25 protein-coding genes are annotated in these 26,066 nt (G+C 41.1%); 24 read left to right on the top strand and 1 reads right to left on the bottom strand.

Features of this window, described 5'->3' with window-relative positions:
- Window positions 1-12: 12 nt before the first annotated feature.
- From ystJ to tnpB, 8 genes are all read left to right on the top strand, one after another.
- Window positions 13-1,266, top strand: a complete 1,254-nt coding sequence (ystJ, locus tag K1I43_RS03690; protein ID WP_019416684.1) for an NADP-dependent malic enzyme — start codon at window positions 13-15, stop codon at window positions 1,264-1,266.
- Entirely contained in the window at window positions 1,253-1,855 is a 603-nt protein-coding gene (locus tag K1I43_RS03695) for a FadR/GntR family transcriptional regulator (RefSeq protein WP_009361519.1), read from the top strand. The genes ystJ and K1I43_RS03695 overlap by 14 nt, the downstream gene beginning before the upstream one ends.
- 69 nt (window positions 1,856-1,924) lie before the next feature.
- Entirely contained in the window at window positions 1,925-2,797 is an 873-nt protein-coding gene (gene accD / locus K1I43_RS03700) for an acetyl-CoA carboxylase, carboxyltransferase subunit beta (protein ID WP_009361518.1), read from the top strand.
- A complete protein-coding gene (gene accA / locus K1I43_RS03705) occupies window positions 2,782-3,759 on the top strand; it encodes an acetyl-CoA carboxylase carboxyl transferase subunit alpha (RefSeq protein WP_009361517.1) in 978 nt (325 codons plus the stop codon). The genes accD and accA overlap by 16 nt, the downstream gene beginning before the upstream one ends.
- A 189-nt stretch (window positions 3,760-3,948) precedes the next feature.
- Window positions 3,949-4,908: a 6-phosphofructokinase gene (gene pfkA / locus K1I43_RS03710; protein WP_009361516.1), complete on the top strand. Its 960-nt coding sequence runs from the start codon at window positions 3,949-3,951 to the stop codon at window positions 4,906-4,908.
- Window positions 4,909-4,956: 48 nt separating this feature from the next.
- A complete protein-coding gene (gene pyk / locus K1I43_RS03715; RefSeq protein ID WP_026011498.1) occupies window positions 4,957-6,717 on the top strand; it encodes a pyruvate kinase in 1,761 nt (586 codons plus the stop codon).
- Window positions 6,718-6,764: 47 nt separating this feature from the next.
- Window positions 6,765-7,130, top strand: coding sequence for an FxsA family protein (locus tag K1I43_RS03720; protein WP_019416688.1), 366 nt, complete (start codon window positions 6,765-6,767; stop codon window positions 7,128-7,130).
- Between the two features lie 125 nt (window positions 7,131-7,255).
- Window positions 7,256-8,395 (top strand): IS200/IS605 family element RNA-guided endonuclease TnpB, encoded by a 1,140-nt coding sequence (tnpB, locus tag K1I43_RS03725; protein ID WP_019416689.1) that lies wholly within the window; start codon window positions 7,256-7,258, stop codon window positions 8,393-8,395.
- Between the two features lie 94 nt (window positions 8,396-8,489).
- Here tnpB and ytvI read toward each other — a convergent pair whose 3' ends face one another.
- Window positions 8,490-9,608: a sporulation integral membrane protein YtvI gene (gene ytvI, locus K1I43_RS03730; RefSeq protein ID WP_019416690.1), complete on the bottom strand. Its 1,119-nt coding sequence runs from the start codon at window positions 9,606-9,608 to the stop codon at window positions 8,490-8,492.
- 89 nt (window positions 9,609-9,697) lie between these two features.
- On the opposite strand from ytvI, the gene K1I43_RS03735 reads away from it, so the two are divergent.
- The 16 genes from K1I43_RS03735 (at window position 9,698) to K1I43_RS03810 (ending at window position 26,066) form a co-directional block, all read left to right on the top strand.
- Window positions 9,698-10,153 carry a DUF441 domain-containing protein gene (locus tag K1I43_RS03735; protein ID WP_009361837.1) on the top strand — a complete coding sequence of 152 codons (456 nt, stop codon included), beginning with the start codon at window positions 9,698-9,700 and terminating at the stop codon, window positions 10,151-10,153.
- Between the two features lie 260 nt (window positions 10,154-10,413).
- Window positions 10,414-11,532 carry a citrate synthase gene (gene citZ, locus K1I43_RS03740; protein ID WP_009361836.1) on the top strand — a complete coding sequence of 373 codons (1,119 nt, stop codon included), beginning with the start codon at window positions 10,414-10,416 and terminating at the stop codon, window positions 11,530-11,532.
- 65 nt (window positions 11,533-11,597) lie between these two features.
- The gene (gene icd, locus K1I43_RS03745; RefSeq protein WP_019416691.1) at window positions 11,598-12,872 is read left to right on the top strand and encodes an NADP-dependent isocitrate dehydrogenase; all 1,275 of its coding nucleotides are present in this window, start codon (window positions 11,598-11,600) and stop codon (window positions 12,870-12,872) included.
- Window positions 12,873-12,896: 24 nt separating this feature from the next.
- Window positions 12,897-13,835 carry a malate dehydrogenase gene (gene mdh / locus K1I43_RS03750; RefSeq protein ID WP_019416692.1) on the top strand — a complete coding sequence of 313 codons (939 nt, stop codon included), beginning with the start codon at window positions 12,897-12,899 and terminating at the stop codon, window positions 13,833-13,835.
- Between the two features lie 56 nt (window positions 13,836-13,891).
- Window positions 13,892-14,362 (top strand): MaoC/PaaZ C-terminal domain-containing protein, encoded by a 471-nt coding sequence (locus K1I43_RS03755; RefSeq protein ID WP_019416693.1) that lies wholly within the window; start codon window positions 13,892-13,894, stop codon window positions 14,360-14,362.
- Window positions 14,363-14,451: 89 nt separating this feature from the next.
- Window positions 14,452-15,168 carry a response regulator transcription factor gene (locus K1I43_RS03760; RefSeq protein WP_009361832.1) on the top strand — a complete coding sequence of 239 codons (717 nt, stop codon included), beginning with the start codon at window positions 14,452-14,454 and terminating at the stop codon, window positions 15,166-15,168.
- The gene (gene pnpS / locus K1I43_RS03765) at window positions 15,161-16,924 is read left to right on the top strand and encodes a two-component system histidine kinase PnpS (protein ID WP_019416695.1); all 1,764 of its coding nucleotides are present in this window, start codon (window positions 15,161-15,163) and stop codon (window positions 16,922-16,924) included. The genes K1I43_RS03760 and pnpS overlap by 8 nt, the downstream gene beginning before the upstream one ends.
- A 194-nt stretch (window positions 16,925-17,118) precedes the next feature.
- Window positions 17,119-19,746, top strand: a complete 2,628-nt coding sequence (polA, locus tag K1I43_RS03770) for a DNA polymerase I (protein WP_019416696.1) — start codon at window positions 17,119-17,121, stop codon at window positions 19,744-19,746.
- An 18-nt stretch (window positions 19,747-19,764) separates the two neighbouring features.
- A complete protein-coding gene (gene mutM, locus K1I43_RS03775; RefSeq protein WP_019416697.1) occupies window positions 19,765-20,580 on the top strand; it encodes a DNA-formamidopyrimidine glycosylase in 816 nt (271 codons plus the stop codon).
- A 64-nt stretch (window positions 20,581-20,644) separates the two neighbouring features.
- Window positions 20,645-21,271, top strand: a complete 627-nt coding sequence (gene ytaF, locus K1I43_RS03780; protein ID WP_026011499.1) for a sporulation membrane protein YtaF — start codon at window positions 20,645-20,647, stop codon at window positions 21,269-21,271.
- 12 nt (window positions 21,272-21,283) lie between these two features.
- Window positions 21,284-21,886 carry a dephospho-CoA kinase gene (coaE, locus tag K1I43_RS03785; RefSeq protein WP_009361827.1) on the top strand — a complete coding sequence of 201 codons (603 nt, stop codon included), beginning with the start codon at window positions 21,284-21,286 and terminating at the stop codon, window positions 21,884-21,886.
- A 107-nt stretch (window positions 21,887-21,993) separates the two neighbouring features.
- Complete coding sequence (locus K1I43_RS03790; RefSeq protein ID WP_019416698.1) at window positions 21,994-23,022, top strand: glyceraldehyde-3-phosphate dehydrogenase; 1,029 nt, start codon at window positions 21,994-21,996, stop codon at window positions 23,020-23,022.
- Between the two features lie 239 nt (window positions 23,023-23,261).
- Entirely contained in the window at window positions 23,262-23,636 is a 375-nt protein-coding gene (speD, locus tag K1I43_RS03795) for an adenosylmethionine decarboxylase (protein ID WP_003397846.1), read from the top strand.
- Between the two features lie 74 nt (window positions 23,637-23,710).
- Entirely contained in the window at window positions 23,711-24,103 is a 393-nt protein-coding gene (locus K1I43_RS03800) for a hypothetical protein (RefSeq protein ID WP_019416699.1), read from the top strand.
- Window positions 24,104-24,164: 61 nt separating this feature from the next.
- Entirely contained in the window at window positions 24,165-24,635 is a 471-nt protein-coding gene (gene nrdR, locus K1I43_RS03805; RefSeq protein WP_009361824.1) for a transcriptional regulator NrdR, read from the top strand.
- A 33-nt stretch (window positions 24,636-24,668) separates the two neighbouring features.
- On the top strand, window positions 24,669-26,066 hold the full coding sequence (locus tag K1I43_RS03810) for a replication initiation and membrane attachment family protein (protein WP_026011500.1): 1,398 nt from the start codon (window positions 24,669-24,671) through the stop codon (window positions 26,064-26,066).

Genomic DNA, 26,066 nt, shown 5'->3' on the forward strand with positions numbered 1-26,066 from the left:
GAGGAAGATGTCGTGTCGTTGTTTAAAGAAGCGCTTCATATGCATGAGCGTTATCAAGGGAAGCTCGAAGTAAAAGCGAAAGTGCCGTTAAGAAATGCTTACGATTTAAGCTTAGCGTATTCTCCTGGTGTAGCAGAACCGTGCAAAGCCATTCATGCCGAACCGAGCAAAATATATGATTATACGTTAAAAGCGAACACAGTGGCGGTCGTTTCCAATGGGAGTGCAGTGTTAGGGCTTGGAAATATTGGGGCAGACGCAGCATTGCCAGTGATGGAAGGAAAGGCGGTGCTCTTTAAAAGTTTCGCTGGGGTTGATGCATTCCCTATTTGTTTAAATACATCAGATGTGGAACAAATGATTCAAACGGTCAAATTGCTTGAGCCGACATTTGGAGGCATTAACTTAGAAGATATTGCTGCTCCGCATTGTTTTACGATTGAGGAACGATTAAAGCGAGAAATGAACATTCCTGTTTTTCATGATGATCAACATGGAACAGCGATTGTAACTGTTGCTGGTTTAATGAATGCGTTAAAGTTAGTGAACAAAAAAATAGAGGATATTCAAGTGATCATTAACGGAGCGGGAGCAGCAGGAATTGCGATTATGAAGCTGCTTCGTTGTTATGGGGTTAAACATATCATCATGTGCGATTCAAAAGGGGCGATTTATGAAGGGCGCCCATACGGAATGAATGAGATCAAACATGAAATTGCCCAATGGACAAACGATGAGAAAAAAGCAGGAACATTACAGGAAGTCATCGTTGGTGCTGATGTATTTATTGGTGTGTCTGTTGCAGGAGCATTGACAGCGAGCATGGTTGAAACGATGAATCGGGATGCAATCATTTTTGCGATGGCAAACCCGACGCCAGAAATTATGCCGGAAGAGGCATTGCAAGCAGGGGCAACAGTTGTTGGGACAGGACGTTCCGACTATCCGAATCAAGTGAATAACGTGTTGGCGTTTCCGGGTATTTTCAGAGGTGCGCTTGATGTACGCGCCAAACAAATTAATGAACAAATGAAAATGGCCGCTGTAGAAGCCATTGCGCATTTAATTACAGAAGATGAATTGCGTGCTGATTATGTTATTCCTGCTCCCCTCGATCCGCGTGTCGCTCCAGCTGTTGCTGCTGCAGTGGCGAAAGCCGCCATCGAAACAGGCGTTGCACAAGTGATTGTTGATCCAAAAGAAGTAGAAAAGCGAACACGACAATTAGCTGTGATTGCAGGTGAGGGTGAACATGACTACTTCTAAAGTATACATTGAAACGTTTTGGCAAATTCATCGCATGATTGAAGAAGCAGGTCTTCAACCCGGCGATCGATTGCCATCTGAACGAGAGTTAGCCGACCGATTACGAGTCGGACGCTCTTCTGTTCGTGAAGCGTTGCGGGCGTTAGAGTTGCTTGGATTAATTGAAACGCGCCGCGGGGAAGGAACGTTTATGAAACCGTTTGGCGACCATCAGCTCATTCAACTACTTGGCTCGTTTATTTTGCAAGGAAATCGGGAAAAACGAGATTTAATAGAAACAAAAATATTCATAGAGCGCATATGCTTACAACTTGCTTGCGAGCGACTGACAGATGAAAAGCTTGAGCTTATATCACAAACGGAACATACGTACCATTCATTTTTCCGACGGATTGTAGAAGCCACCGATAACTATTTATTGTTGCGCATTTGGCTTGTGTTAAACGACTTTTTTGAGCACGTATATACGATGAATCTCCCTTCCGAGTTTTATAAACAAATGCGGATCGCACTACAAAAACGGTCTTGTGAAGAAGCGGTTGCTATTTATGAGCAATACGTGATGCAAAAAATGTCGAAAGAGAATTGACACAATGTGACAAACAAAGTTGTCTTTATTCAGTAAAGTAGAAATGGACTAAGTAGGGGAGGGAAACATGTGCTGAAAGATTTGTTCTCCAAAAAGAAGAAGTATGCGACCATTCCGTCTGAACAAGCAAAGCAAGATGTACCTGAAGGCATTATGACAAAATGTCCGAAGTGTAAAAAAATTATGTATACAAAAGAATTAGTGAAAAATTTACGCGTTTGTATATCGTGCGGCTATCATCATCCGATGTCTGCTCCTGAACGCATTGCGTGTTTGTTAGATGAAGGGACGTTTCATGAATACGATCGTCACCTTCTTTCTAAAAATCCGCTTGATTTTCCACAGTATATGGAGAAAATTGAGGAAGATCGTGAGAAAACGAAATTGAACGAAGCGGTTGTTACAGGAGAAGGAACGATAAACGGTTTTCCGGTTGTTATTGCAGTGATGGATTCCCGTTTCCGCATGGGGAGTATGGGATCGGTTGTCGGAGAAAAAATTGCACGCGCCATCGAACGAGCGATGGAAAAATCGGTACCTTTTATTATTTTTACCGCTTCAGGTGGAGCGCGGATGCAAGAAGGTGTATTAAGTTTAATGCAAATGGCGAAAACAAGCGCTGCATTAAAACTATTTAGCGAACAAGGTGGACTCATCATTTCAGTCATGACCCATCCAACGACAGGTGGCGTATCAGCAAGTTTCGCCTCGCTTGGAGATTATAACTTTGCTGAACCGGGGGCGTTGATCGGTTTTGCGGGAAGACGAGTCATCGAACAAACGGTTCGGGAAGAGTTGCCTGATGATTTTCAAACAGCGGAATTTTTATTGAAACATGGACAATTAGATGCTGTTATTCCGCGTCATGAATTAAAAGATAGATTAACGAATGTATTAGACATTCACCAATCGCGAGGTGGAGACGAATGGCGTACGAATTAGAATTTGAAAAGCCGCTTGTAGAACTGCGAAAAAAAATTAGCGAACTGAAAGAGTTTACGAAACATCGTGACGTCGACTTTTCAGATGAAATCAATAAGTTAGAAGCGCGACTTGAAAAGCTTGAAAACGATATTTATGCCAATTTGAGCCCATGGGATCGCGTGCAAATTGCTCGGCATCCAAATCGTCCGACAACGCTTGATTATATCGAGCGGTTGTTTACGAACTTTTTTGAATGTCACGGTGATCGCTGCTTTGGCGACGATGAAGCGATTGTCGGAGGAATTGCGAAATATCACGGATTGCCTGTGACAGTCATCGGACATCAACGTGGAAAAGATACGAAAGAAAATATTCGCCGTAATTTTGGCATGCCGCATCCAGAAGGGTATCGAAAAGCGCTTCGTTTAATGAAGCAAGCTGAAAAATTTGGGCGTCCGATTATTTGTTTTATTGATACGAAAGGGGCGTATCCTGGAAAAGCTGCTGAAGAACGCGGACAAAGTGAAGCGATCGCACGAAATTTGTTTGAAATGGCGGGGTTAACTGTCCCTGTCGTATGCATTGTGATCGGTGAAGGCGGAAGCGGCGGTGCGCTTGCACTTGGTGTTGGAAACTATGTCCATATGCTTGAAAATTCAACGTATTCCGTCATTTCGCCAGAAGGGGCAGCGGCTATTTTATGGAAAGATGCATCGTTGGCAAAAAAGGCTGCCGAAACGATGAAAATTACAGCAAAAGATTTAAAGCAGCTTGGCGTCATTGATGAAATGATTCCAGAAGTGCGCGGCGGTGCGCATCGAAATGTTGATGAGCAGGCGAAATATATTGATGACGTTCTTCAACGTTCGTTACGTGAATTGCTTCCGTTAAATGCTGAACAGTTAATTGCACAACGATATGAAAAATATAAAAAGATTGGCGATTTTATTGAGTCACAACAACATGTGTCCGTTATGTAAAAAAGGTCATCCATTTCGATGGCCTTTTGTATTACATGAAAAGGGCGACTTTGGGTAAACTTTTTGTAGCGTGAAAAAATCAACGTTTTGTGAAACATTTCATTATGTATTGTGTTCCATATACCTTCATGTTATCTTAAAGTAAGAGGTCATACTTCTTATTTTACTTTTTTAAAGAGGTGAAGAGCGATGAAAAGAATTGGTGTGCTTACGAGCGGTGGCGATTCACCAGGAATGAATGCGGCCATTCGCGCAGTTGTTCGAAAAGCAATTTACCATGGATTAGAAGTGTACGGCATTTACCACGGATATGCGGGATTAATTGCCGGAAACATTAAGAAACTTGAAATCGGGGATGTTGGCGATATTATTCATCGTGGTGGAACGATGTTATATACGGCCCGCTGCCCAGAATTTAAAACGTTAGAAGGACAGTTAAAAGGAATTGAGCAATTGAAAAAGCATGGTATTGAAGGGCTCGTTGTGATCGGTGGTGACGGTTCGTATCAAGGGGCGAAAAAATTAACAGAACACGGCTATCCTTGCGTCGGCGTGCCGGGAACAATTGATAATGACATTCCAGGAACAGATTTTACGATCGGGTTTGATACAGCATTGAATACGGTTATTGATGCAATTGACAAAATTCGTGATACAGCGACATCTCATGAGCGTACATACGTCATTGAAGTCATGGGGCGTCATGCTGGGGACATTGCGCTTTGGGCCGGTCTTGCTGGCGGAGCGGAGAGCATTTTAATTCCAGAAGCAGATTATGATATGGATGAAATTGTTGCGCGTCTGAAACGTGGACATGAACGCGGGAAAAAACATAGTATTATTATTGTTGCTGAAGGTGTCGGTAGCGGTGTGGAATTTGGTAAGCGAATTGAAGAAGCAACAGGCTTTGAAACGCGTGTAACTGTGTTAGGTCACGTCCAACGTGGTGGTTCACCGACAGCGTTTGACCGTGTGCTTGCAAGCCGTTTAGGTGCTCGTGCCGTAGAATTGTTGCTTGAAGGAAAAGGCGGACGTTGTGTCGGCATTCAAAACAATCAACTCGTTGATCATGACATCATTGAAGCGTTAGCACAAAAACATACAGTTGACCAAAAAATGTACCAATTGTCCAAAGAGCTTTCAATTTAATGTATATTTATGGTATCGTTTCCATATGCAATTTGTAGGAGGGTGTTTATGCGCAAAACGAAAATTGTTTGTACGATCGGTCCAGCGAGTGAAAGTGTAGAAAAGCTTGTGCAACTTATTGAAGCAGGAATGAACGTCGCTCGCCTCAACTTCTCGCACGGAAGTCATGAAGAGCATGCAGCGCGCATTCGCAACATTCGTGAAGCGTCAAAAATAACTGGAAAAACGGTAGCGATTTTATTGGATACGAAAGGTCCAGAAATTCGTACGCATAACATGGAAAATGAGGCGATTGAGTTAAAGGCGGGCTCTGAAGTGACGATTTCCATGAAAGAAGTGCTCGGCACGCCTGAAAAATTTTCGATTACTTATGAAGGGCTAATTGATGACATTCATGTCGGCTCCACCATTTTATTAGATGATGGATTAATCGGATTAGAAGTGTTAGCGATCGATAAAGAGGCAAAAGAAATTCGTACGAAAGTGTTAAACGGTGGCGTACTGAAAAATAAAAAAGGTGTAAACGTCCCTGGTGTAAAAGTGAAGTTGCCGGGCATTACCGAAAAAGACGCAGAAGATATTCGTTTCGGTATTGAACAAGGCATTGATTTCATTGCCGCATCGTTCGTTCGCCGCGCTTCTGACGTGCTTGAAATTCGTGAATTGCTCGAAGAACATCACGCGTTGCACATTCAAATTATCCCGAAAATTGAAAACCAAGAAGGCGTAGACAATATCGACGAAATTTTAGAAGTGGCAGACGGTTTAATGGTTGCTCGCGGAGATTTAGGTGTTGAAATTCCAGCAGAAGAAGTGCCGCTTGTGCAAAAAGAATTAATTAAAAAATGTAATGCGCTCGGAAAACCGGTTATTACAGCGACACAAATGCTTGATTCGATGCAACGCAACCCACGCCCTACTCGTGCGGAGGCAAGCGACGTCGCGAATGCCATTTTTGATGGAACAGATGCGATTATGCTGTCAGGTGAAACAGCAGCAGGTGCTTATCCAGTAGAGGCGGTACAAACGATGCACCGCATTGCTTTGCGCACAGAACAAGCGTTACAATATCGCGACTTATTATCAAAACGAAGCAAACAAAGCGGTACAACGATTACAGATGCCATTGGACAATCGGTTGCTCACACCGCATTAAACTTAGATGTCGCAGCAATTGTTACGCCGACAGTCAGCGGCCATACAGCTCGCATGATTTCGAAATACCGTCCAAAAGCGCCAATTATCGCAGTTACATCAAATGAAGGTGTTTCGCGTAAATTAGCGCTCGTTTGGGGGGTTTACCCACGCGTTGCTCAACATGCCACATCAACAGATGAAATGCTTGATATTGCTGTTGAAGCAGCTCTCGATACACGTATTGTGAAACATGGTGATCTCGTTGTTATTACGGCAGGCGTTCCGGTTGGAGAGACAGGATCGACAAACTTAATGAAAGTGCATATGATTGGCGATATGATTGCAAAAGGTCAAGGCATTGGTCGCAAATCAGCATTTGGAAAAGTTGTTGTAGCAAAAACAGCTGAAGAAGCAGTTGAAAAAATGATTGAAGGCGGTATTTTAGTTGCTCCTGCAACAGATGCGGATATGATGAAAGCGTTAGAAAAAGCTGCTGCGATCATTACAGAAGAAGGTGGCTTAACAAGCCATGCAGCTGTTGTTGGTTTAAGCTTAGGCATTCCGGTCATCGTCGGTGTAAACAACGCAACAGCCATTTTAAAAGATGGACAAGATATTACAGTAGACGCAAGCTTTGGTGCCATTTATCGTGGTCACGCAAGCGTGTTATAATTAAAGAAGGGGACAACCCCTTCTTTAATTATTTTGGAGGGATGTGTGTGCGTAACATCTTTTTTCTTCTTTTTATCGTTATTCCAGCGTTAGAAATTGTCGTTCTCGTTTTGTCAGGAAAAGCAATCGGGATATGGCCGACATTTGCTTTCATCGTGGCGACAGGCATTATCGGCGCATTTTTAGCAAAAAGGCAAGGATTGCATACGCTTCAGCGCGCGAAGGATGAATGGATGAATGGACGTATCCCAAGCGATGCGCTATTAGATGGGATTTGCATTTTAGTTGGCGGGACGTTATTGTTAACGCCAGGATTTATTACTGATACAGCAGGTTTTATTTTGCTTCTCCCATTTGCGCGCGAAAAAATGAAACCATGGCTCGTCCGTTTGTTTAAGTGGATGTTTTATTAAATTAGCCGAGAACACTCGTGACTTTAGTCATGAGATGAATCGGCTAGGTTAGTTTATCCAAATGTCTGACGTATGTTATTCTATTTACGACAGTATATCCAAAATCAGAAAGCGAGGTGAGAGTCGTGCTCGTCCATAAAGCATACAAATTTCGGATTTATCCAACCAAAGAGCAAGAAATCCTCATTGTCAAAACATTCGGTTGCGCTCGTTTTGTATTCAACCATTTCCTTGCTGAATGGGAACGTGCATACCGAACAACAGGAAAAGGGTTAACCTACAAGGTTTGTTCTTCTCAATTAACTAACCTAAAGAAACAATTTGTATGGCTAAAAGAAGTGGACAGCATTGCACTCCAAACCTCGCTGAAACATTTATCCGATGCGTACACCCGATTTTTTCAAAAACAAAACAATAAACCACGTTTTAAATCAAAAAAGAACAAGGTGCAATCGTACACAACAAAGTACACGAACGGAAACATTGCCGTTGTCGGCAATCGAATCAAACTCCCGAAACTTGGGCTTGTGCGTTTTGCGAAAAGTCGGGAAGTCGAAGGACGCATCTTGTCTGCGACCATTCGCCGAAACGCAAGTGGCAAATACTTTGTGTCTATTCTTGCAGAAGTAGACGTGCAGCCACTCCCTAAAACGAATCGTGCCATCGGGATTGACTTGGGCGTAAAACATTTTGCGATCCTTTCAGACGGTACGACATATGCCAATCCAAAGTTTCTTCGTAAACTCGAAGAAAAATTAGCGAAAGCCCAGCGTATTCTTTCTAGGCGACAAATAGGAAGTTCGAATTGGCATAAACAACGAATCAAGGTCGCACGCCTACACGAGAAAATGACAAATTTCCGAAATGACTACTTGCATAAACTCTCGACCGAGATTGTCAAAAACCACGACATCATCGGAATCGAGGATTTGCAAGTGTCAAACATGATGAAAAACCACAACTTAGCCAAAGCCATTGCCGAAGTATCGTGGTCAACATTTACAGATATGCTCATGTACAAAGCGATATGGTACGGCAAACAAGTGGTGGTAGTGGCGAAAAATTTTCCATCTAGCCAATTGTGTTCTCATTGCGGATATAAAAACAAAGACGTGAAACATCTTCACCTTCGTGAATGGAAATGCCCTTCATGTGGCACACATCACGATCGAGATGTGAACGCAAGTATGAATTTAAAAAACGAAGCCATACGGCTTCTAACCGCAGGAACTGCGGGGCTAGCCTGCTCATTCTCCCTTCGTTAGAAGGGACAGCGCAGGAATCTCGTGGCTTTAGCCATGAGAGGTTCAAACGAAAACTTGGATATACATTCGGAAATAAAAAGCATAAGCTCGTCGCTTATGCTTCTTTTTTGCCAACAATGAAATTCCAAATGTCTTGAAAGACGCCAGCATGATGTAGCGTGCGTCCAATAACAAGCAATACTGGTCCAACGATTAATCCGAGAAACCCGATCAATTTGAAACCGACGAATAAAGCGATTAATGTAGCTAATGGATCGAGCCCGATATTAGAAGAAAGAAGTTTCGGTTCCATCACTTGTCGCTGTACGAGAACAACGATATATAGCACGCCAAGACCGATGGTAAAATGAGTATCACCGCTCAGCGCTGCGTAAACAATCCATGGAACGAATACTAAACCTGTTCCTAAATACGGCAAAATATCTACAATGCCGATAATAAGCGCAATGGTGATCGCATATTCTACTCGCAACACAAGCAAGCCGACTAATACAATGAGCGTTGTAATAGAAATAAGTGTAGCTTGCGCTTTAAGAAAGCCAAACAGCGCCTTTTTTAGTTCAGTAAACACTTTTGTGCTGCTCGTTTGCACTTTGTTTGGTAACAGTTTTTGGAACAACGATTTGAGACGATACCAATCTTTGCTTATAAAAAATGTAGCGAGCAATGAAAAAATAAAGATTGTCGCGAAATTAGGCAACCATCCGATAATCGAAGGAATATTTTGTAATATATTTTGAATAAATTGTCCGACTGTTGTCGCAATTTTCGTTCCAACCGACTGAATGTTTGTCATAATCGTATCTTGTTGAGATGTATCTAAATTTTTAAAGAGCGTAGCTAGCTGGTTGTAAAGTGGAATTAGTTGACTAGCGACAAACTGTTCTAGATAAACAACAAGCTTTTGAAAATGATTTGGAACGACTGTTGCTAAATATTGTGTGCCCGTCACAATTTCTGCGACAAGGAGAGTAACAAGCCCTGCAACGAGTGCAAGTAAAAAAATTAAAACAACGATGACCGCTAGCGCCCTCGGCATTTTCGCTTTTTTCTCTAATACATCCACAACTGGATTAATGAAAAAGGCAATCGCTAACGCAATTAAAAACGGATACGTTAACGTTGATACATAATATAAACTCGCTAACCCAGCAATGATGACAAAGATGACAAATAAAAAGCGAAGGGAGCGATATACATATTGAGTTGGCACGTCTTCACCTCCCGTCTTTTGTCATTTATGACTATTATAATATACAATGCAAAAGAAGAAAAAGTTTCAAAGAAGAAGGTGAATCTTTGATGCAGCCGTTTATTTTTTTATTTATTCTTCTTGTCATTGGCATGATGGCAAAAAATCATTCTCTTATTTTCGCAGTGCTTTTTTTACTCGTTGTGAAAAGCATCGGACTAAGTGCAAAAGTATTCCCTTACTTACAACAAAAAGGAATCAATCTTGGGGTGACCATCATTACGATTGCTGTATTAGTTCCGATTGCCTCTGGAAAAATAGGTTTGAAAGAGTTGGCAGAGTCTGTTCGATCGGTTTACGCGTGGATTGCAATGTTGTCAGGCATTGCGGTCGCTTTATTGGCAAAAGGAGGCGTCACGCTGCTTGCGAAAGACCCGCATATGACGACTGCGCTTGTCATTGGTACGATTTTAGCTGTATCTTTATTCAAAGGCGTTGCGGTCGGGCCGTTAATTGGTGCGGGCATTGCGTATATGCTCATGAAGATGGTCGATATATTTTCGTGATTTATTACTTTTTTATAATAATATTTTTGAATTATGATTTCTTTTAGTTCACAAAAGTCTGATAATTGTTTATAATGGTATTGGAGCATGTACGAAACTATCGTATATATTCCCCTGCTCGCTTCGTTAAGCGGACAGGTGAATATATAACAAAATGTAAGCATTTTCTTTGCATTTTTATTCAGCTGTTTTGAGCAATCGCTCGACGACGCGTTTCAACATGGGAAAAGGGGAATAAAAGAGAAAAGGAGAGATGTAAGATGACAGTAACTCGCGGTCTCGAAGGGGTTGTAGCGACCACTTCCACAATTAGTTCGATCATCGATGATACGCTCACGTATGTTGGGTATAATATCGATGATTTAGCAGAACATGCTACATTTGAAGAGGTTGTTTATTTGCTTTGGCACCGCAAATTGCCAAACAAAGAAGAGTTAGAAGCGTTAACGAAACAGTTGGCAGAAAATGCCGATATTCCGCAACAAATCATTGATCATTTTAAAATGTATCCGCTTGACAAAGTTCATCCAATGGCGGCGCTTCGCACAGCGATTTCGTTCCTTGGATTGTACGATGAAGAAGCGGAAGCGATGAATCCGGAAGCGAACTATCGCAAAGCTATTCGTTTACAGGCGAAAGTATCGACGATTGTTGCTGCGTTTTCGCGCATTCGCAAAGGATTAGAGCCTGTGCCACCGCGCAAAGATTTAAGTTTTGCGGCAAACTTTTTATATATGTTAACAGGTAAAGAGCCGGATCCAATCGCTGAAGAAGCGTTTAATAAGGCGCTTGTGCTTCATGCGGACCATGAATTGAACGCTTCAACATTTACAGCGCGCGTCTGTGTTGCGACTTTATCAGATGTATACTCTGGCATTACTGCAGCGATTGGCGCGTTGAAAGGACCTCTTCATGGCGGAGCAAACGAAGCGGTCATGAAAATGTTGACGGAAATTGGTACGCTACAAAATGTAGAAACGTACATTCATAACAAATTAAACAACAAAGAAAAAATTATGGGCTTCGGTCATCGCGTTTATCGTCACGGAGACCCACGCGCAAAACATTTAAAGAAAATGTCTGAAAAATTGACGAAGTTAACAGGTGAACCGCATTGGTATGACATGTCGGTGAAAATTGAAGAGATTGTTACATCGACAAAAGGGTTACCACCAAATGTTGACTTCTACTCAGCTTCTGTTTACCATAGTTTAGGAATTGATCACGACTTATTTACACCAATTTTTGCAATTAGCCGTATGTCTGGATGGCTTGCACACATTTTAGAGCAGTACGAAAACAACCGTCTCATTCGCCCGCGTGCAGAATATACAGGACCGATGAGACAAGTGTACGTACCGCTTGAAGAACGCGCATAACAATTGTTTAGAAAAGGTGAGAAGTTCGCCTCTCACCTTTTTACACTACATGATTTGGAGGTATGATGATGCAAGGAGAAAAAATTACAGTTACAAACGGAGTATTAAACGTTCCAAATTACCCAATTATCCCATTTATCGAAGGGGACGGGACAGGCCCGGATATTTGGGCAGCCGCTTCTCGCGTATTGGAAGCAGCTGTTGAAAAAGCGTATAAAGGTGAACGAAAAATCGTTTGGAAAGAAGTGCTTGCTGGTGAAAAAGCGTTTAAGTTGACAGGTGAATGGTTGCCACAAGAAACACTTGATACGATTCGTGAATACATAATTGCGATTAAAGGTCCGTTAACAACGCCAGTAGGTGGTGGCATTCGTTCCTTAAACGTTGCGCTTCGCCAAGAGCTCGATTTATTTGTATGCTTACGTCCGGTTCGCTATTTTAAAGGAGTTCCTTCTCCAGTTAAGCGTCCTGAAGATACAGATATGGTCATTTTCCGTGAAAATACAGAAGATATTTATGCTGGAATCGAATATGCGAAAGGAACGCCAGAAGTAAAAAAAGTGATCGATTTCTTACAAAATGAAATGGGCGTACGCAAAATCCGCTTCCCTGAAACGTCAGGAATCGGCATTAAGCCAATTTCAGAAGAAGGAACGAAACGATTAGTGCGTGCGGCGATTAAATATGCGATTGAACACGGTCGCAAATCTGTGACGCTCGTTCATAAAGGAAACATTATGAAATATACAGAAGGTGCGTTTAAAAACTGGGGTTACGAATTAGCTGAACAAGAATTTGGCGATCAAGTGTTTACATGGGCGGAGTATGATCGCATCGTTGAAGCGCATGGAAAAGAAGCTGCAAACAAAGCGCAGGCGGAAGCAGAAGCAGCAGGAAAAATTATCATTAAAGATGCGATTGCAGATATTTTCTTACAACAAATTTTAACTCGTCCACGCGAGTTTGATGTTGTTGCGACGATGAACTTAAACGGCGATTACATTTCTGATGCGCTTGCAGCACAAGTAGGCGGCATCGGTATTGCTCCAGGTGCAAACATTAACTATGAAACAGGTCATGCAATTTTTGAAGCAACGCATGGCACGGCACCAAAATATGCAGGATTAGATAAAGTAAATCCGTCATCGGTCATTTTATCTGGTGTAATGATGTTTGAACATCTCGGTTGGAACGAAGCAGCGAAACTCATTATTGACTCTATGGAAAAAACAATTGCATCTAAAGTGGTCACATATGATTTTGCACGCTTAATGGAAGGTGCAACAGAAGTGAAATGCTCTGAATTTGCGGATGCTCTCATTCGAAATATGAGTGAATAAACGAAAAAAAGGGGATGGAAGAACGTGGGTATGAAACGTAAAAAAATCTCAATTATCGGTGCTGGATTTACGGGAGCGACAACAGCGTTTATTTTAGCGCAAAAAGAGCTAGGGGATATCGTTCTTGTCGACATTCCACAATTGGAAAATCCGACAAAAGGAAAGGCGCTCGATATGCTTGAGTCAAGCCCAGTTCTTGGTTTTGACGCGAACATTATTGGTACGTCAGATTATGCGGATACGGCTGATTCAGATATCGTTGTCATCACTGCGGGGATTGCGCGGAAGCCAGGGATGAGCCGTGACGACTTAGTAACGACAAATCAAAGCATTATGAAAGCTGTAACGAAAGAAGTCGTCAAATACTCACCAAACTGCTTTATTATCGTCTTAACAAACCCAGTAGATGCGATGACATATACAGTATTTAAAGAATCAGGCTTTCCGAAAAACCGCGTCATCGGTCAATCGGGTGTATTAGATACCGCACGTTTCCGAACATTTGTTGCACAAGAATTAAACTTATCTGTTAAAGACATTACAGGATTTGTTTTAGGCGGTCATGGAGATGATATGGTACCGCTTGTACGTTACTCATACGCAGGAGGCATTCCGCTTGAAACGTTAATCCCAAAAGAGCGTTTAGATGCCATTGTTGAACGTACGCGTAAAGGTGGCGGTGAAATCGTCAACTTGCTAGGCAACGGTAGTGCTTATTATGCGCCAGCCGCTTCCCTTGCTGAGATGGTTGAAGCGATCGTAAAAGACCAGCGCCGAGTTCTTCCAGCCATCGCTTATTTAGAAGGCGAATACGGATATGAAGGCATTTATTTAGGTGTGCCAACGATTTTAGGTGGCAACGGAATCGAAAAAGTGATCGAATTACAGCTAACAGAAGAAGAAAAAGCAGCATTAGCGAAATCTGTTGAATCGGTGAAAAACGTGATGAAAGTGTTACAATGATAAAAAATTCGGGGGACCTTTCCCCGAATTTTTATATATGGTCAAACAAAGGGGAGATGGCGATGTTAGGGAAAAAGCGTAAAATTGGGCGTTTAATTTCGGACATTTCGGTAGGGGAGAAGCTCGTATTAACGGAAGCGATTGAAGATAAAGATTTATTGTTATATTTAGGGCTGACAAACGATGCGAACCCGCTTTATATTCAACATGACTATGCATCTCAAACACCGTTGAAACGTCCGATCGTACCAGCGATTATGTTAACAGGTATGATTACATCAGCTATTTCGAAATATTTACCAGGTCCAGGAAGTCATATCGTTTCCCAAACGATTGAATTTAAACGACCGGTATATCATTATGAACACGTGGAGTTTTTATTTGAAGTAACGCATGTTGATGAAGAAAACAATGAAATTCATATTTCTGTTCAAGCGGTTCGAGATGGAGAAGAAATATTAGTTGGGGCGTTGCGTGTCGTTCCTCCATATCCGTTTATGGAAGAAAAAGCATTAGATAACTTTTAAAAGGGGCATCGCCTCTTTTTTTATTTTTATCTTTCAAAGTAACCCGTTATAATAAAAATGTAACAAATTTACGTTGTTGGAGGATGGCTATGTCGAAACGTCTGTTAGTTGTCGATGATGAGCACTCGATCGTCACTTTATTAGAGTACAATTTAAAGCAGGCAGGATTTATTGTATTAACAGCTTATGATGGGGAAGAAGGGCTTCATAAAGCATTGGAAGAACGACCCGATTTTATCATTCTCGATTTAATGTTACCAAAATTAGATGGTATCGAAGTATGTAAGCAATTGCGTCAACAAAAAGTGATGACACCTATTTTAATGTTGACGGCAAAAGACGATGAGTTTGATAAAGTGCTTGGGCTTGAACTAGGTGCTGATGATTATATGACAAAGCCGTTTAGCCCACGCGAAGTTGTCGCGCGTGTCAAGGCGATTTTGCGCCGAACGACCATTCATGGACATGAAGAAAAACAAGAAAATGGTGACGATTCGCTCATTGTCGGGCAACTAAAAATTTTCCCAGATCGTTATGAGGCGTATTTTGCAGAGCAAAGATTAGAATTAACTCCGAAAGAGTTTGAACTATTAGCATATTTAGCGAAATATAAAGGGCGTGTGCTGACGCGCGATCAATTGCTTAGCGCCGTATGGAATTACGATTTTGCTGGTGATACGCGCATTGTCGATGTACATATTAGCCATTTGCGTGAAAAAATTGAACAAGATACGCGAAAACCCGTATATATAAAAACGATACGCGGATTAGGGTATAAACTAGAGGAGCCGAAAGCGGATGAATAAATTTCGCTCTCGGCTATTGCTTGGCCTCATTTCTGTCATTTTATCTGTTTTATTTGGTCTTGGGTTATTATTAGGCCAATTATTTCAAAAATTTTATGCAGATACTGTCCATGAACGTATGGAGAAAGAGGCGAAGCTTTTAGCTTTATATATGGAAAATAAATCGCTCCAATCATCATCGTTTGAGCAAAAATTGCGTGCCATTAGCGATATGTTGTCTGCTCGCATCACCATTGTTGACCGAAATGGGAAACTTATGTTTGATACGAACAATTACGTATCCATTGATGAAAAACGTCATAAAAAATTGATTCAAACGTTATTAAAACAAGAAGATCGGTCCGTTATATTTGAAGAAGAGCAAGATTTATATTACTATGCGGTCCCATTTTGGCAACGAGATGAACAACTGGGGCATATCGTTCTCAGCTTGCCGATATATGCGATTGAGCGGGTAAATGAACAAATTTGGATTTTGCTTACATTCAGCTTAAGCATTGCATTTTTCATTATTCTTTTATTAGGTATTAAAATTACGAATCAATATACAAAACCGATTGAGACCGCGACAAAAGTGGCGATGGAGCTTGCACGCGGCAATTATAAGGCACGAACGTACGAAAGTCGAGAAGATGAAACAGGAATGCTTAGTCAGTCGCTTAACATTTTAGCGCGCAATTTACAAGAGATGGTGCGCATGCAAGAAATGCAGCAAGATCGCTTGCGGGCATTAATTGAAAATATGGGGAGCGGCTTAATTTTAATTGATCAACGTGGCTACATTTCGCTGATGAACCGCGCGTATAAGGAAATGTTTCATATTGATCCGTCCGACTATGTTCATCGTTTATATTATGAGGCGTTTCCGCATAAAGAAGTTATTGCGCTTGTGGAAGAAATATTTATGACCGAAGTAAACGTACGTAAACAATTGCTTCTTCCTGTCGGTATTGAGCGAAAACATTTCGAAGTATACGGAACACCAATTATCGGAACGAACGATGAATGGAAAGGAATTATTGTTGTGTTCCATGATATTACTGAGCTAAAAAAGCTTGAGCAAATGCGAAAAGATTTTGTCGCGAACGTTTCACACGAACTAAAAACGCCGATTACATCGATTAAAGGTTTTGCGGAAACGTTGTTAGATGGGGCGATGCATGATGCTCAAACGCTTGAATATTTTTTAACGATTATTTTAAAAGAAAGTGAACGACTTCAACATTTAATTCAAGATTTGCTTGATTTATCGAAAATTGAACAACAAGGATTTACATTAAATGTATCTGTTGTTGACTTGCATGAAGTATTAAAAGAAGTCATTGTTATGCTTGAAGCGAAAGCAAACGATAAACAAATTGCATTATCATGCACATCGAATGCACCGATTTGTTATATGTATGGGGATTTACATCGTTTAAAGCAAATTTTTATTAATTTAATTAACAACGCCATCGCTTATACGCCAGCAGGTGGACGCGTCACTGTTTCCATCGAAAAGGACGATAAACAATTGCGTGTTCATGTCAGCGACACAGGAATTGGTATTGAACAAAAAGAAATTCCGCGCATTTTTGAACGATTTTATCGCGTAGACAAAGCACGAAGTCGCAATTCAGGTGGAACAGGTCTTGGATTGGCGATTGTAAAACATTTAGTGGAGGCACATCACGGAACGATTTCTGTCAAAAGTGAAGTAGGGGTAGGAACGACCTTTACCGTGCATTTTCGCATCGATGCTTGTTTAGACGAGTAATTTTTTTACGATATATTTACAAACGATTTACCATATATTCAAAAAATATTGGTAAGATAACAGATGAAAACCCCTTCATCCAAGAAGCCGATTGTCTTGGAATAGGCGAGGACAACGAACGTTCTCGTCTTTTTTCTTTTTTTACGGGTATCGTGGTAAAATAAGCGTAAGTGAATAAAGAGGAGGTTTTCGGTTTGACAAATAAATTAGTATTGATCGACGGCAATAGCATCGCTTACCGCGCTTTTTTTGCTCTGCCGCTCTTACATAACGATAAAGGGATTCATACAAATGCGATTTACGGTTTTACCATGATGTTAATGAAGCTCATTGAAGAAGAAAAGCCGACGCACATGCTCGTGGCGTTTGACGCAGGGAAAACGACATTTCGTCATGAAGTGTATACAGAATATAAAGGTGGGAGACAAAAAACGCCACCGGAACTATCAGAACAGTTCCCATTTTTACGTGAGTTGCTCGATGCGTATAACATCCGCACGTATGAGCTTGAAAATTATGAAGCCGATGATATTATTGGGACGCTCGCGACACAAGCGGAAAAAGAAGGATTTCACGTTGTGATTATTTCAGGGGATCGGGACTTAACTCAATTAGCGTCTGAGCGTATTCATGTCCATGTGACGAAAAAAGGAATAACAGATATGGAACGATATACACCAGAACATGTACTTGAAAAGTACGGATTAACGCCGGCGCAAATTGTTGATTTAAAAGGGTTAATGGGAGATGCATCGGATAATATCCCAGGTGTTCCGGGAGTCGGAGAAAAGATAGCATTAAAGTTGTTAAAGGAGTACGGAACAGTTGAACACGTACTTGCATCACTTGAACATATTTCAGGAAAAAAACTAAAAGAAAATTTACAAACGTATCGTGAACAAGCGCTACTAAGTAAACAGCTAGCAACCATTCATCGCGACGTTCCGCTTACGCTATCGCTTGATGAATTAGCATGGCAGTCATACGATGTTGAGCGACTGGCAGCGCTATTTCAAGAGCTAGGTTTTACATCGTTAATGGATAAAATAGGAAAGTCTTTACATGAACAACGATCGTTAACGAACGTCTCTTTTGTGACGGTGCAAACGATTGAAGAACATATGTTGACGGAAGAGAGCGCCCTTGTTGTCGAAGTGCTCGATGCGAATTATCATCAAGCACCGATTCTCGGATTTGCACTTGTTAATGAGCGAGGACATTTTTTTATTCCCACAGATGTTGCTTTCGCCTCATCTATATTTCGAACATGGCTTGAGAATGAGCGATGTAAAAAAAGTGTGTTTGATGCGAAACGAGCGATTGTTGCGCTAAAGTGGCACGGCATTGAATTGAAAGGTGTTGATTTTGATTTATTATTAGCTGCATACTTGCTCAATCCGACAGATGCAAACGGAGATGTCGCTGCTGTTGCAAAAACAAAGCAATATACAGACGTACAAAGCGATGAAGAAGTATACGGAAAAGGGGCAAAACAAACTATTCCCCCGACAAATGTATTAGCTGAACATCTCGTACGAAAAGCAAAAGCGATCGCTTCGCTAAAAGAAACATATATTCATGAACTAAAGCAAAATGAACAATTCGAATTGCTTATTCACTTAGAGTTACCACTTACGTTCATTTTGGCACAAATGGAGTTTCACGGTGTAAAAGTAGATGTGAATCGCTTGCAAGACATGGGGAAAGAGTTCACCGCTCAGCTTCAACAAATTGAGCAACGCATTTATGAATTAGCAGGAACGACATTTAACATCAATTCCCCAAAACAACTAGGGACGATTTTGTTTGAGAAATTACAGTTGCCGATTGTAAAAAAGACGAAAACAGGTTATTCAACATCGGCGGATGTTTTAGAAAAATTAGCTCCTTACCATGAAATCATCGAGCAAATTTTACATTATCGTCAGCTCGGAAAATTACAATCGACATATGTAGAAGGATTAATGAAAGTAGTTCGTCAAGATACAGGGAAAGTGCATACCATTTTCCAACAAGCATTGACGCAAACAGGGCGCTTAAGTTCGACGGAGCCTAATTTACAAAACATTCCGATTCGCATTGAAGAAGGAAGAAAAATTCGTCAAGCATTCGTCCCATCTTTTGATGACTGGGTCATTTTTGCGGCTGACTATTCGCAAATTGAGTTGCGGGTGTTAGCTCATATTGCTAACGATGAAAATTTAATCGCAGCATTTCATCATGATCTCGACATTCATACGAAAACAGCGATGGACATTTTTCATGTAAAGGAAGAAGAAGTAACCGCACATATGCGCCGACAAGCGAAGGCCGTCAATTTTGGTATCGTTTACGGAATTAGCGACTACGGATTGTCGCAAAACTTAGGCATTACACGCAAAGAAGCAGCGGAATTTATCGAGCGATATTTTCAAAGTTATCCGGGTGTCAAACGGTATATGGAAGAAATTATACAAGATGCGAAACAAAAAGGATATGTTACGACGTTGCTTCATCGTCGTCGCTATTTACCGGATATTACGAGCAACAACTTTAATATTCGCAGCTTTGCTGAGCGGACAGCGATGAACACGCCGATTCAAGGAAGTGCTGCCGATATTATTAAAAAGGCGATGATTGATTTAGCGACACGGTTACATGAAGAACGGTTACAAGCTCGTCTATTATTGCAAGTACATGATGAACTGATTTTAGAGGCTCCAAAAGAGGAAATTGATTTGTTGAAAAAACTTGTTCCAGACGTGATGGAAAATGCGGTATCATTACGTGTTCCACTAAAGGTCGATTATCACTTTGGACCGACGTGGTATGATGCAAAGTAAAGAAAGGATGAACACATGATGCCAGAATTACCTGAAGTGGAAACGGTGCGGCGCACGCTTCTTCCGCTTGTTGTCGGCAAAACGATCGAACGGGTGAAAGTGCATTGGGAAAAGATGATTCAACATCCTGACGTAGAAACATTTTGTGAACGATTAAAAGGAAAAACGATTGCCGATATTCAACGACGAGGAAAATTTTTAATTTTTCAATTGGATGATGTCGTTCTTGTGTCCCATTTGCGTATGGAAGGACGCTACATATACGAAAAAGAAAATGCTCCATTTGATCGACATACGCATATCTTTTTTACATTTACAGATCGTACAGAACTTCGTTATCGCGATGTGCGTAAATTTGGGACAATGCATTTGTGCGATAAAGGGGAAAACATTCCTCCTTTATTGCATATCGGCATCGAGCCACTTGATGAGCAGTTTACTGTTTCATGGCTTACCGATCAGCTTCAACGAACAAAACGAAAAATAAAAGCGGTATTGCTTGATCAAACGATTGTTGCTGGGTTAGGGAACATTTATGTCGATGAAGTGCTATTTCGTTCGTCCATTCACCCAGAACGCCTCGCAGCTACGTTAACGACGCAGGAGGTAGAAGCGTTACATGAAGCGATCGTTGAAACGATACGAGAAGCGATTGAAAAAGGGGGAAGTACGGTTCGAACGTACGTCAATACACAAGGGAAAATAGGAACATTTCAGACGCAATTGTACGTATATGGTCGCGTAAACAAGCCGTGCCGTCGATGTGGAGAGCCCATTGTCAAAACAACGGTTGCGAATCGCGGTACGCATTATTGTAAACATTGTCAAACATAGTGTAAGAACATTGCCTAGGCCTCTTCCATATACTATGGTAGTTTTTCAAAGGAAGGGGCGGGCGCTGATGATCACATGGTCTTTATTTTTACTTGCTTTAGCTGTTAGCATCGACGGTTTGACTGTCGGGATTACGTATGGCATGCGGAATGTGCATATTCCGCTTCGGTCATTGCTCATTATTTCGCTGTTTTCGTGCATGACTTTTTTAGTAGCGATGGGCATTGGACGCATCATATATGCGTTTTTTTCCTCAACTGTTGCGAACGCAATGGGTGGAAGTATATTGATCGTATTAGGGCTATGGATGCTCATTCAATTTATCCTTAAACGAGACGACAATGAAGAAAAGTTTCTCATGAATGTAGAAATTCGTTCGCTCGGTATTGTTATTCAAATTTTACGCAAGCCGACGATGGCTGATTTTGACCGATCAGGTACGATTACAGGGATGGAAGCTGTATTTTTAGGTGTTGCGTTGTCTCTTGATGCGTTTGGAGCCGGAGTGAGCGCAGCGCTTTTAAATTATTCTGTAACGTTTACGACATTTCTCGTTTGTTTGCTTAGCTTTAGCTTTTTATTTAGCGGTTTAAAAATTGGTAAGTCGTTTAGGACATATGACTGGCTACAAAAATATTCGTTTTTGCCTGGAATTATGCTCATTGTACTTGGTATTTTTAAAATGAGGTAGGGGGGACGGTAAGTGTTAACGATCGGTTTAACAGGGGGGATTGCGAGCGGAAAAAGCACGGTCGCGGCGATGTTTCGCGACTTACATATTCCTGTCATTGATGCAGATGAAATTGCCCATCGTGTCACAGCAATAAATGGTGAGGCGTATAAGCCCATTATTGAAACGTTCGGCCGCGACATTTTAGATGCAAACGGAGCAATTGATCGCCGCAAACTCGGTGCGATCGTGTTCGATGATGAACAAAAGCGAAAACAGTTAAATGCCATCGTTCATCCGCTTGTGCGCAAACATATGCTACAACAAAAAGAACAATATGCGAAACAGGGGAAAAAGGTAGTTGTTCTTGATATTCCCCTTCTATTCGAAAGCAAATTAGAGCATCTCGTTGATCGCATTCTCGTTGTATATGTCGATGAACAAACCCAGCTTCATCGGCTTTGTGAGCGCAATGGCTTTTCGGCTGAAGAAGCGTGGGCGCGAATCAAAGCACAAATGCCACTTGAAGAAAAAAGAAAGAAAGCCGATGCTGTGATCGACAATAACGGAACGATAGAAGAAACGAAACGACAACTGCATACATGCTTAATGCGTTGGGGTGTCCTTGAAAAATAGGACGCCCTTTTTTTATTTTTTTATAGCATAAACACACTAAAAGTGTTATACTATTTTTGTAGATAACAAGTAAATAGTATAACATATATATTGAAAGGAGCTATATAATGAAAGCGAGAGTAGCGATTAACGGGTTCGGACGCATTGGACGAATGGTGTTCCGAAAAGCGATTATTGAACAAGATCTTGATATTGTAGCGATTAATGCGAGCTATCCGCCTGAAACGTTAGCTCATTTAATAAAATATGATTCAAACCACGGCAAATTTGATGGAGAAGTTATTCCGGTTGAAGATGGGCTTATTGTAAACGGGAAAAAAGTACAGTTGCTCAATTCCCGTGATCCACGCCTATTGCCATGGGGAGAGCTTCAAATCGATATTGTCATTGAAGCGACAGGAAAGTTTAACGCAAAAGAGAAAGCAATGATGCACATCGAAGCAGGAGCAAAACGTGTCATTTTAACAGCGCCAGGAAAAGATGAAGATGTAACGATTGTCATGGGTGTAAATGAACATATGCTTTCTCCGGAACATATCATTATTTCAAATGCTTCATGCACAACAAATTGTTTAGCTCCGGTTGTGAAAGTGCTTGATGAAGCATTCGGCATTGAAAATGGATTGATGACAACTGTGCATGCGTATACAAACGATCAGAAAAATATTGACAATCCACATAAAGATTTACGCCGTGCACGTTCGTGCGCACAATCGATCATTCCGACAACGACAGGTGCAGCGAAAGCGTTAGAGCTCGTATTGCCACATTTAAAAGGAAAAATGCACGGCATGGCGTTGCGTGTTCCAACGCCAAACGTTTCGCTTGTTGATGTCGTTGTCGATGTCAAAAAAGACGTAACGGTCGATGAAGTCAACGAGGCATTTATGCAAGCAGCGCGTGGATCGTTAAAAGGTATTTTAGACGTGACGATGGAACCGCTCGTATCCATTGATTTTAATACGAATCCACACTCTGCCATTGTCGATGGCTTATCCACGATGGTGATCGAAAATCGAAAAGTAAAAGTATTAGCATGGTATGACAATGAATGGGGTTATTCGTGCCGCGTTGTCGACTTAACAAAGCTTGTCGCGAAACAGTTATTAAAAAATGAAGCGGTTGCCATGTCATAACGCTGGGGCTCCAGCGTTATTTTTATGCCTATTTTACAAAAAAACAAAAAACAATATTGAAAAAAATATATAAACAAAGTATACTATTTTTCGTGAACTTCTTGAACGCATGGTAATGTGACTACTTAAAGGGTTAGGACCTCTTTGGACTAACTTTCCCCCGTGGTAGTTATACATTCCAGAAAGCAAAAGAAATTCATCGTTTATTTTTTCAAAATTTATTAAAGGGGGATACGATCATGGATACAATGGGTCGTCACGTTATCTCAGAACTTTGGGGATGCGATTTTGATAAGTTGAATGACATCGAGTTTATTGAAAAAACATTTGTTGATGCAGCGTTAAAGTCAGGTGCGGAAATTCGTGAAGTTGCATTTCATAAATTTGCACCACAAGGCGTTAGCGGTGTTGTGATCATTTCTGAATCACATTTAACAATTCACAGTTTTCCTGAACACGGATATGCGAGTATCGATGTGTACACATGTGGACATTTAGATCCAACAATTGCTGCTGACTATATTGCAGAAGCGTTAGGCGCGCAAACACGTGAAACAATTGAATTGCCTCGTGGCATGGGTCCGATTGAAATTAAACAAGCAAAAGCTTTATAATAAAATGTAAGAGAAAAGAGGTGTAGATTCTGCACCTCTTTTTTATCATTCATTGAAAGGCGAGGAGACGAAAGGTGAAGTGGAAATACGTATTAACGAATCATAATGAAACATCGGAACGTCACCCGGATGAGCAGTTAAAAAGCCGCTATTACAAAACGACGCAAATGGCTGCATTAAAGACAGTGAAAGAAATATTTGAGCAAATGGACGGCTATCATATTGTAGCAATCTCTGAAGAAAGAGGAGAAATGAGTGTATCGCTTACAAAAGGAAAAAAAGCATTTATCGTCGTGACAGTCATTTCTGTTCGACCGTTTGAAACAGCTATTGATTTTTCTGTGACAACGGAAACAAAGTGGTTGCCGATCGACTTTGGATTTAGCCGTCAACTTATTATTCGTTTATATGATCAATTAGCTAAACGATTAACATACATCGGATCGGGAATATATAGTGAGAAGTAGTTGTGTATGTGCCTTTTTTTGTCTACTATAAGGGTAAGATTACTATCGGGAGTTGATACATATGAAATGCCCATCGTGTCACCATCATGGGACGCGTGTACTTGATTCGCGTCCAGTTGATGAAGGGCGTTCCATTCGCCGTCGTCGCGAATGTGAACGTTGCCATTTTCGTTTTACAACGTTTGAAAAGGTAGAGGAAACACCGTTAATTGTCGTGAAAAAAGAAGGAACGCGAGAAGAATTTAGTCGTGAAAAAATATTGCGTGGGCTGATTAAAGCATGTGAGAAGCGGCCGGTTGCCCTTGAACAATTAGAGCAAGTGACGCAGCAAATTGAGCGAGAATTGCGCAATAGTGGCATAAATGAAGTAAAAAGTGAAACGATCGGCGAAATGGTGATGGAAAGATTATCAAAAATTGATGAAGTCGCTTACGTTCGTTTTGCCTCTGTATATCGACAGTTTAAAGATTTAAACGTCTTTATTGAAGAATTAAAAGAGCTCATTAAAAAAGAACAAGGAGAAAGAGCATAACGTGCTCTTTTTCATATGAAGAAGGTCGATAAGATGGAATATAGTTGGAAAGAGTTAATTGCGGTCGACCGATATATTGTCCATGCGAACGGAGTGTTAAGTGAACTAGACCGAAAAGTATTGACGCTTTTATATCAACCTTTAATCGGGGCTCAAGCGTACAGCTTATATATGACGTTATGGAGCGAACTTGAACAAGCGCGTCTATGGAGCGAGGAGACGACACATCATAGCTTAATGGCGATCATGCAATGCAGTTTGCCGACGATATATGCCGAGCGTTTAAAGCTTGAAGGGATTGGGTTGTTAAATACGTACATGAAACGAACGAATGAAGACGATGAACGGGTATTTATTTATGAATTGCTTCTTCCACTTACACCAGAACAATTTTTCAACGATGGCGTTTTAAATGTATTTTTATATGACCGTGTCGGAAAAACAAAATTTCAAAAGCTGAAAAAGTTTTTTTCTGATCGTGCCATTGATCGTACGTCATTTACATCTATCACCCGCTCATTTCACGATGTCTTTTCATCCATCCAACCCGAAAAAATGATTCATAAATTAAGTGATGAAGCGAAACAAGAAGTGATGCTTCAAGATGGACAGCAATATATAGGAAAAGAACGAGCGATGTATAAGATGCAAGATGATATATTTGACTTTGATGCCTTTTACGCTGGACTATCCCATCACCTTGTACCACGACGGGCGATTACTGAAAAAGTAAAAGATGCAATCAAAAAGCTTTCTTTTCTGTATGGGATTGGTCCTCTTGATATGCAAAAAATTGTGATGGGCGTCATCGATCCCGCTGAACAAATTGACATCGAAGCACTACGAAAAGCGGCGCAAGAATGGTATCAATTTGAACGTGGTGAAGCGCTTCCGCGTTTATATGATCGGGTACAACCGTTAGCTGAGCGAACGATGGCACATGTCGAGCCAAAAAATGAAGAAGAATATTTAATAAAACAACTAGAAACCGTTTCGCCGAGACAATTGCTTATGGATTTTTCTGGTGGAGTTGAACCGGCATTAGCTGATTTACAGTTGATTGAAGACATTATGTTTAAACAAAAATTGCCGCCAGGTGTCATGAACGTGCTTATTTACTATGTCATGCTGCGGACGGATATGAAGTTGCCGAAAAAATATGTTGAAAAAATTGCGAGTTCATGGGCGCGAAAAAAGGTACGTACGGTGAAACAAGCGATGGAATTAGCGAAAAAAGAAGCGCGAGAATATGAGACGTTTATGAAAGAAAAAGAGCAAAAAGGCGCGAAAAAACCGATTCGTACCGAACTGTTGCCAGATTGGCTACAGACGGACTATTCACAATTTGAGCGAAAACAAGTGAAATCAGAAGAAGAGCTAGAACAAAAACGGCGCGAGTTGGAAGAACGGTTGAAAAAACCGAAAAGTTAG

It is taken from the genome of Anoxybacillus sp. ST70 (assembly GCF_019553625.1).
Lineage (GTDB): Bacteria > Bacillota > Bacilli > Bacillales > Anoxybacillaceae > Anoxybacillus > Anoxybacillus gonensis.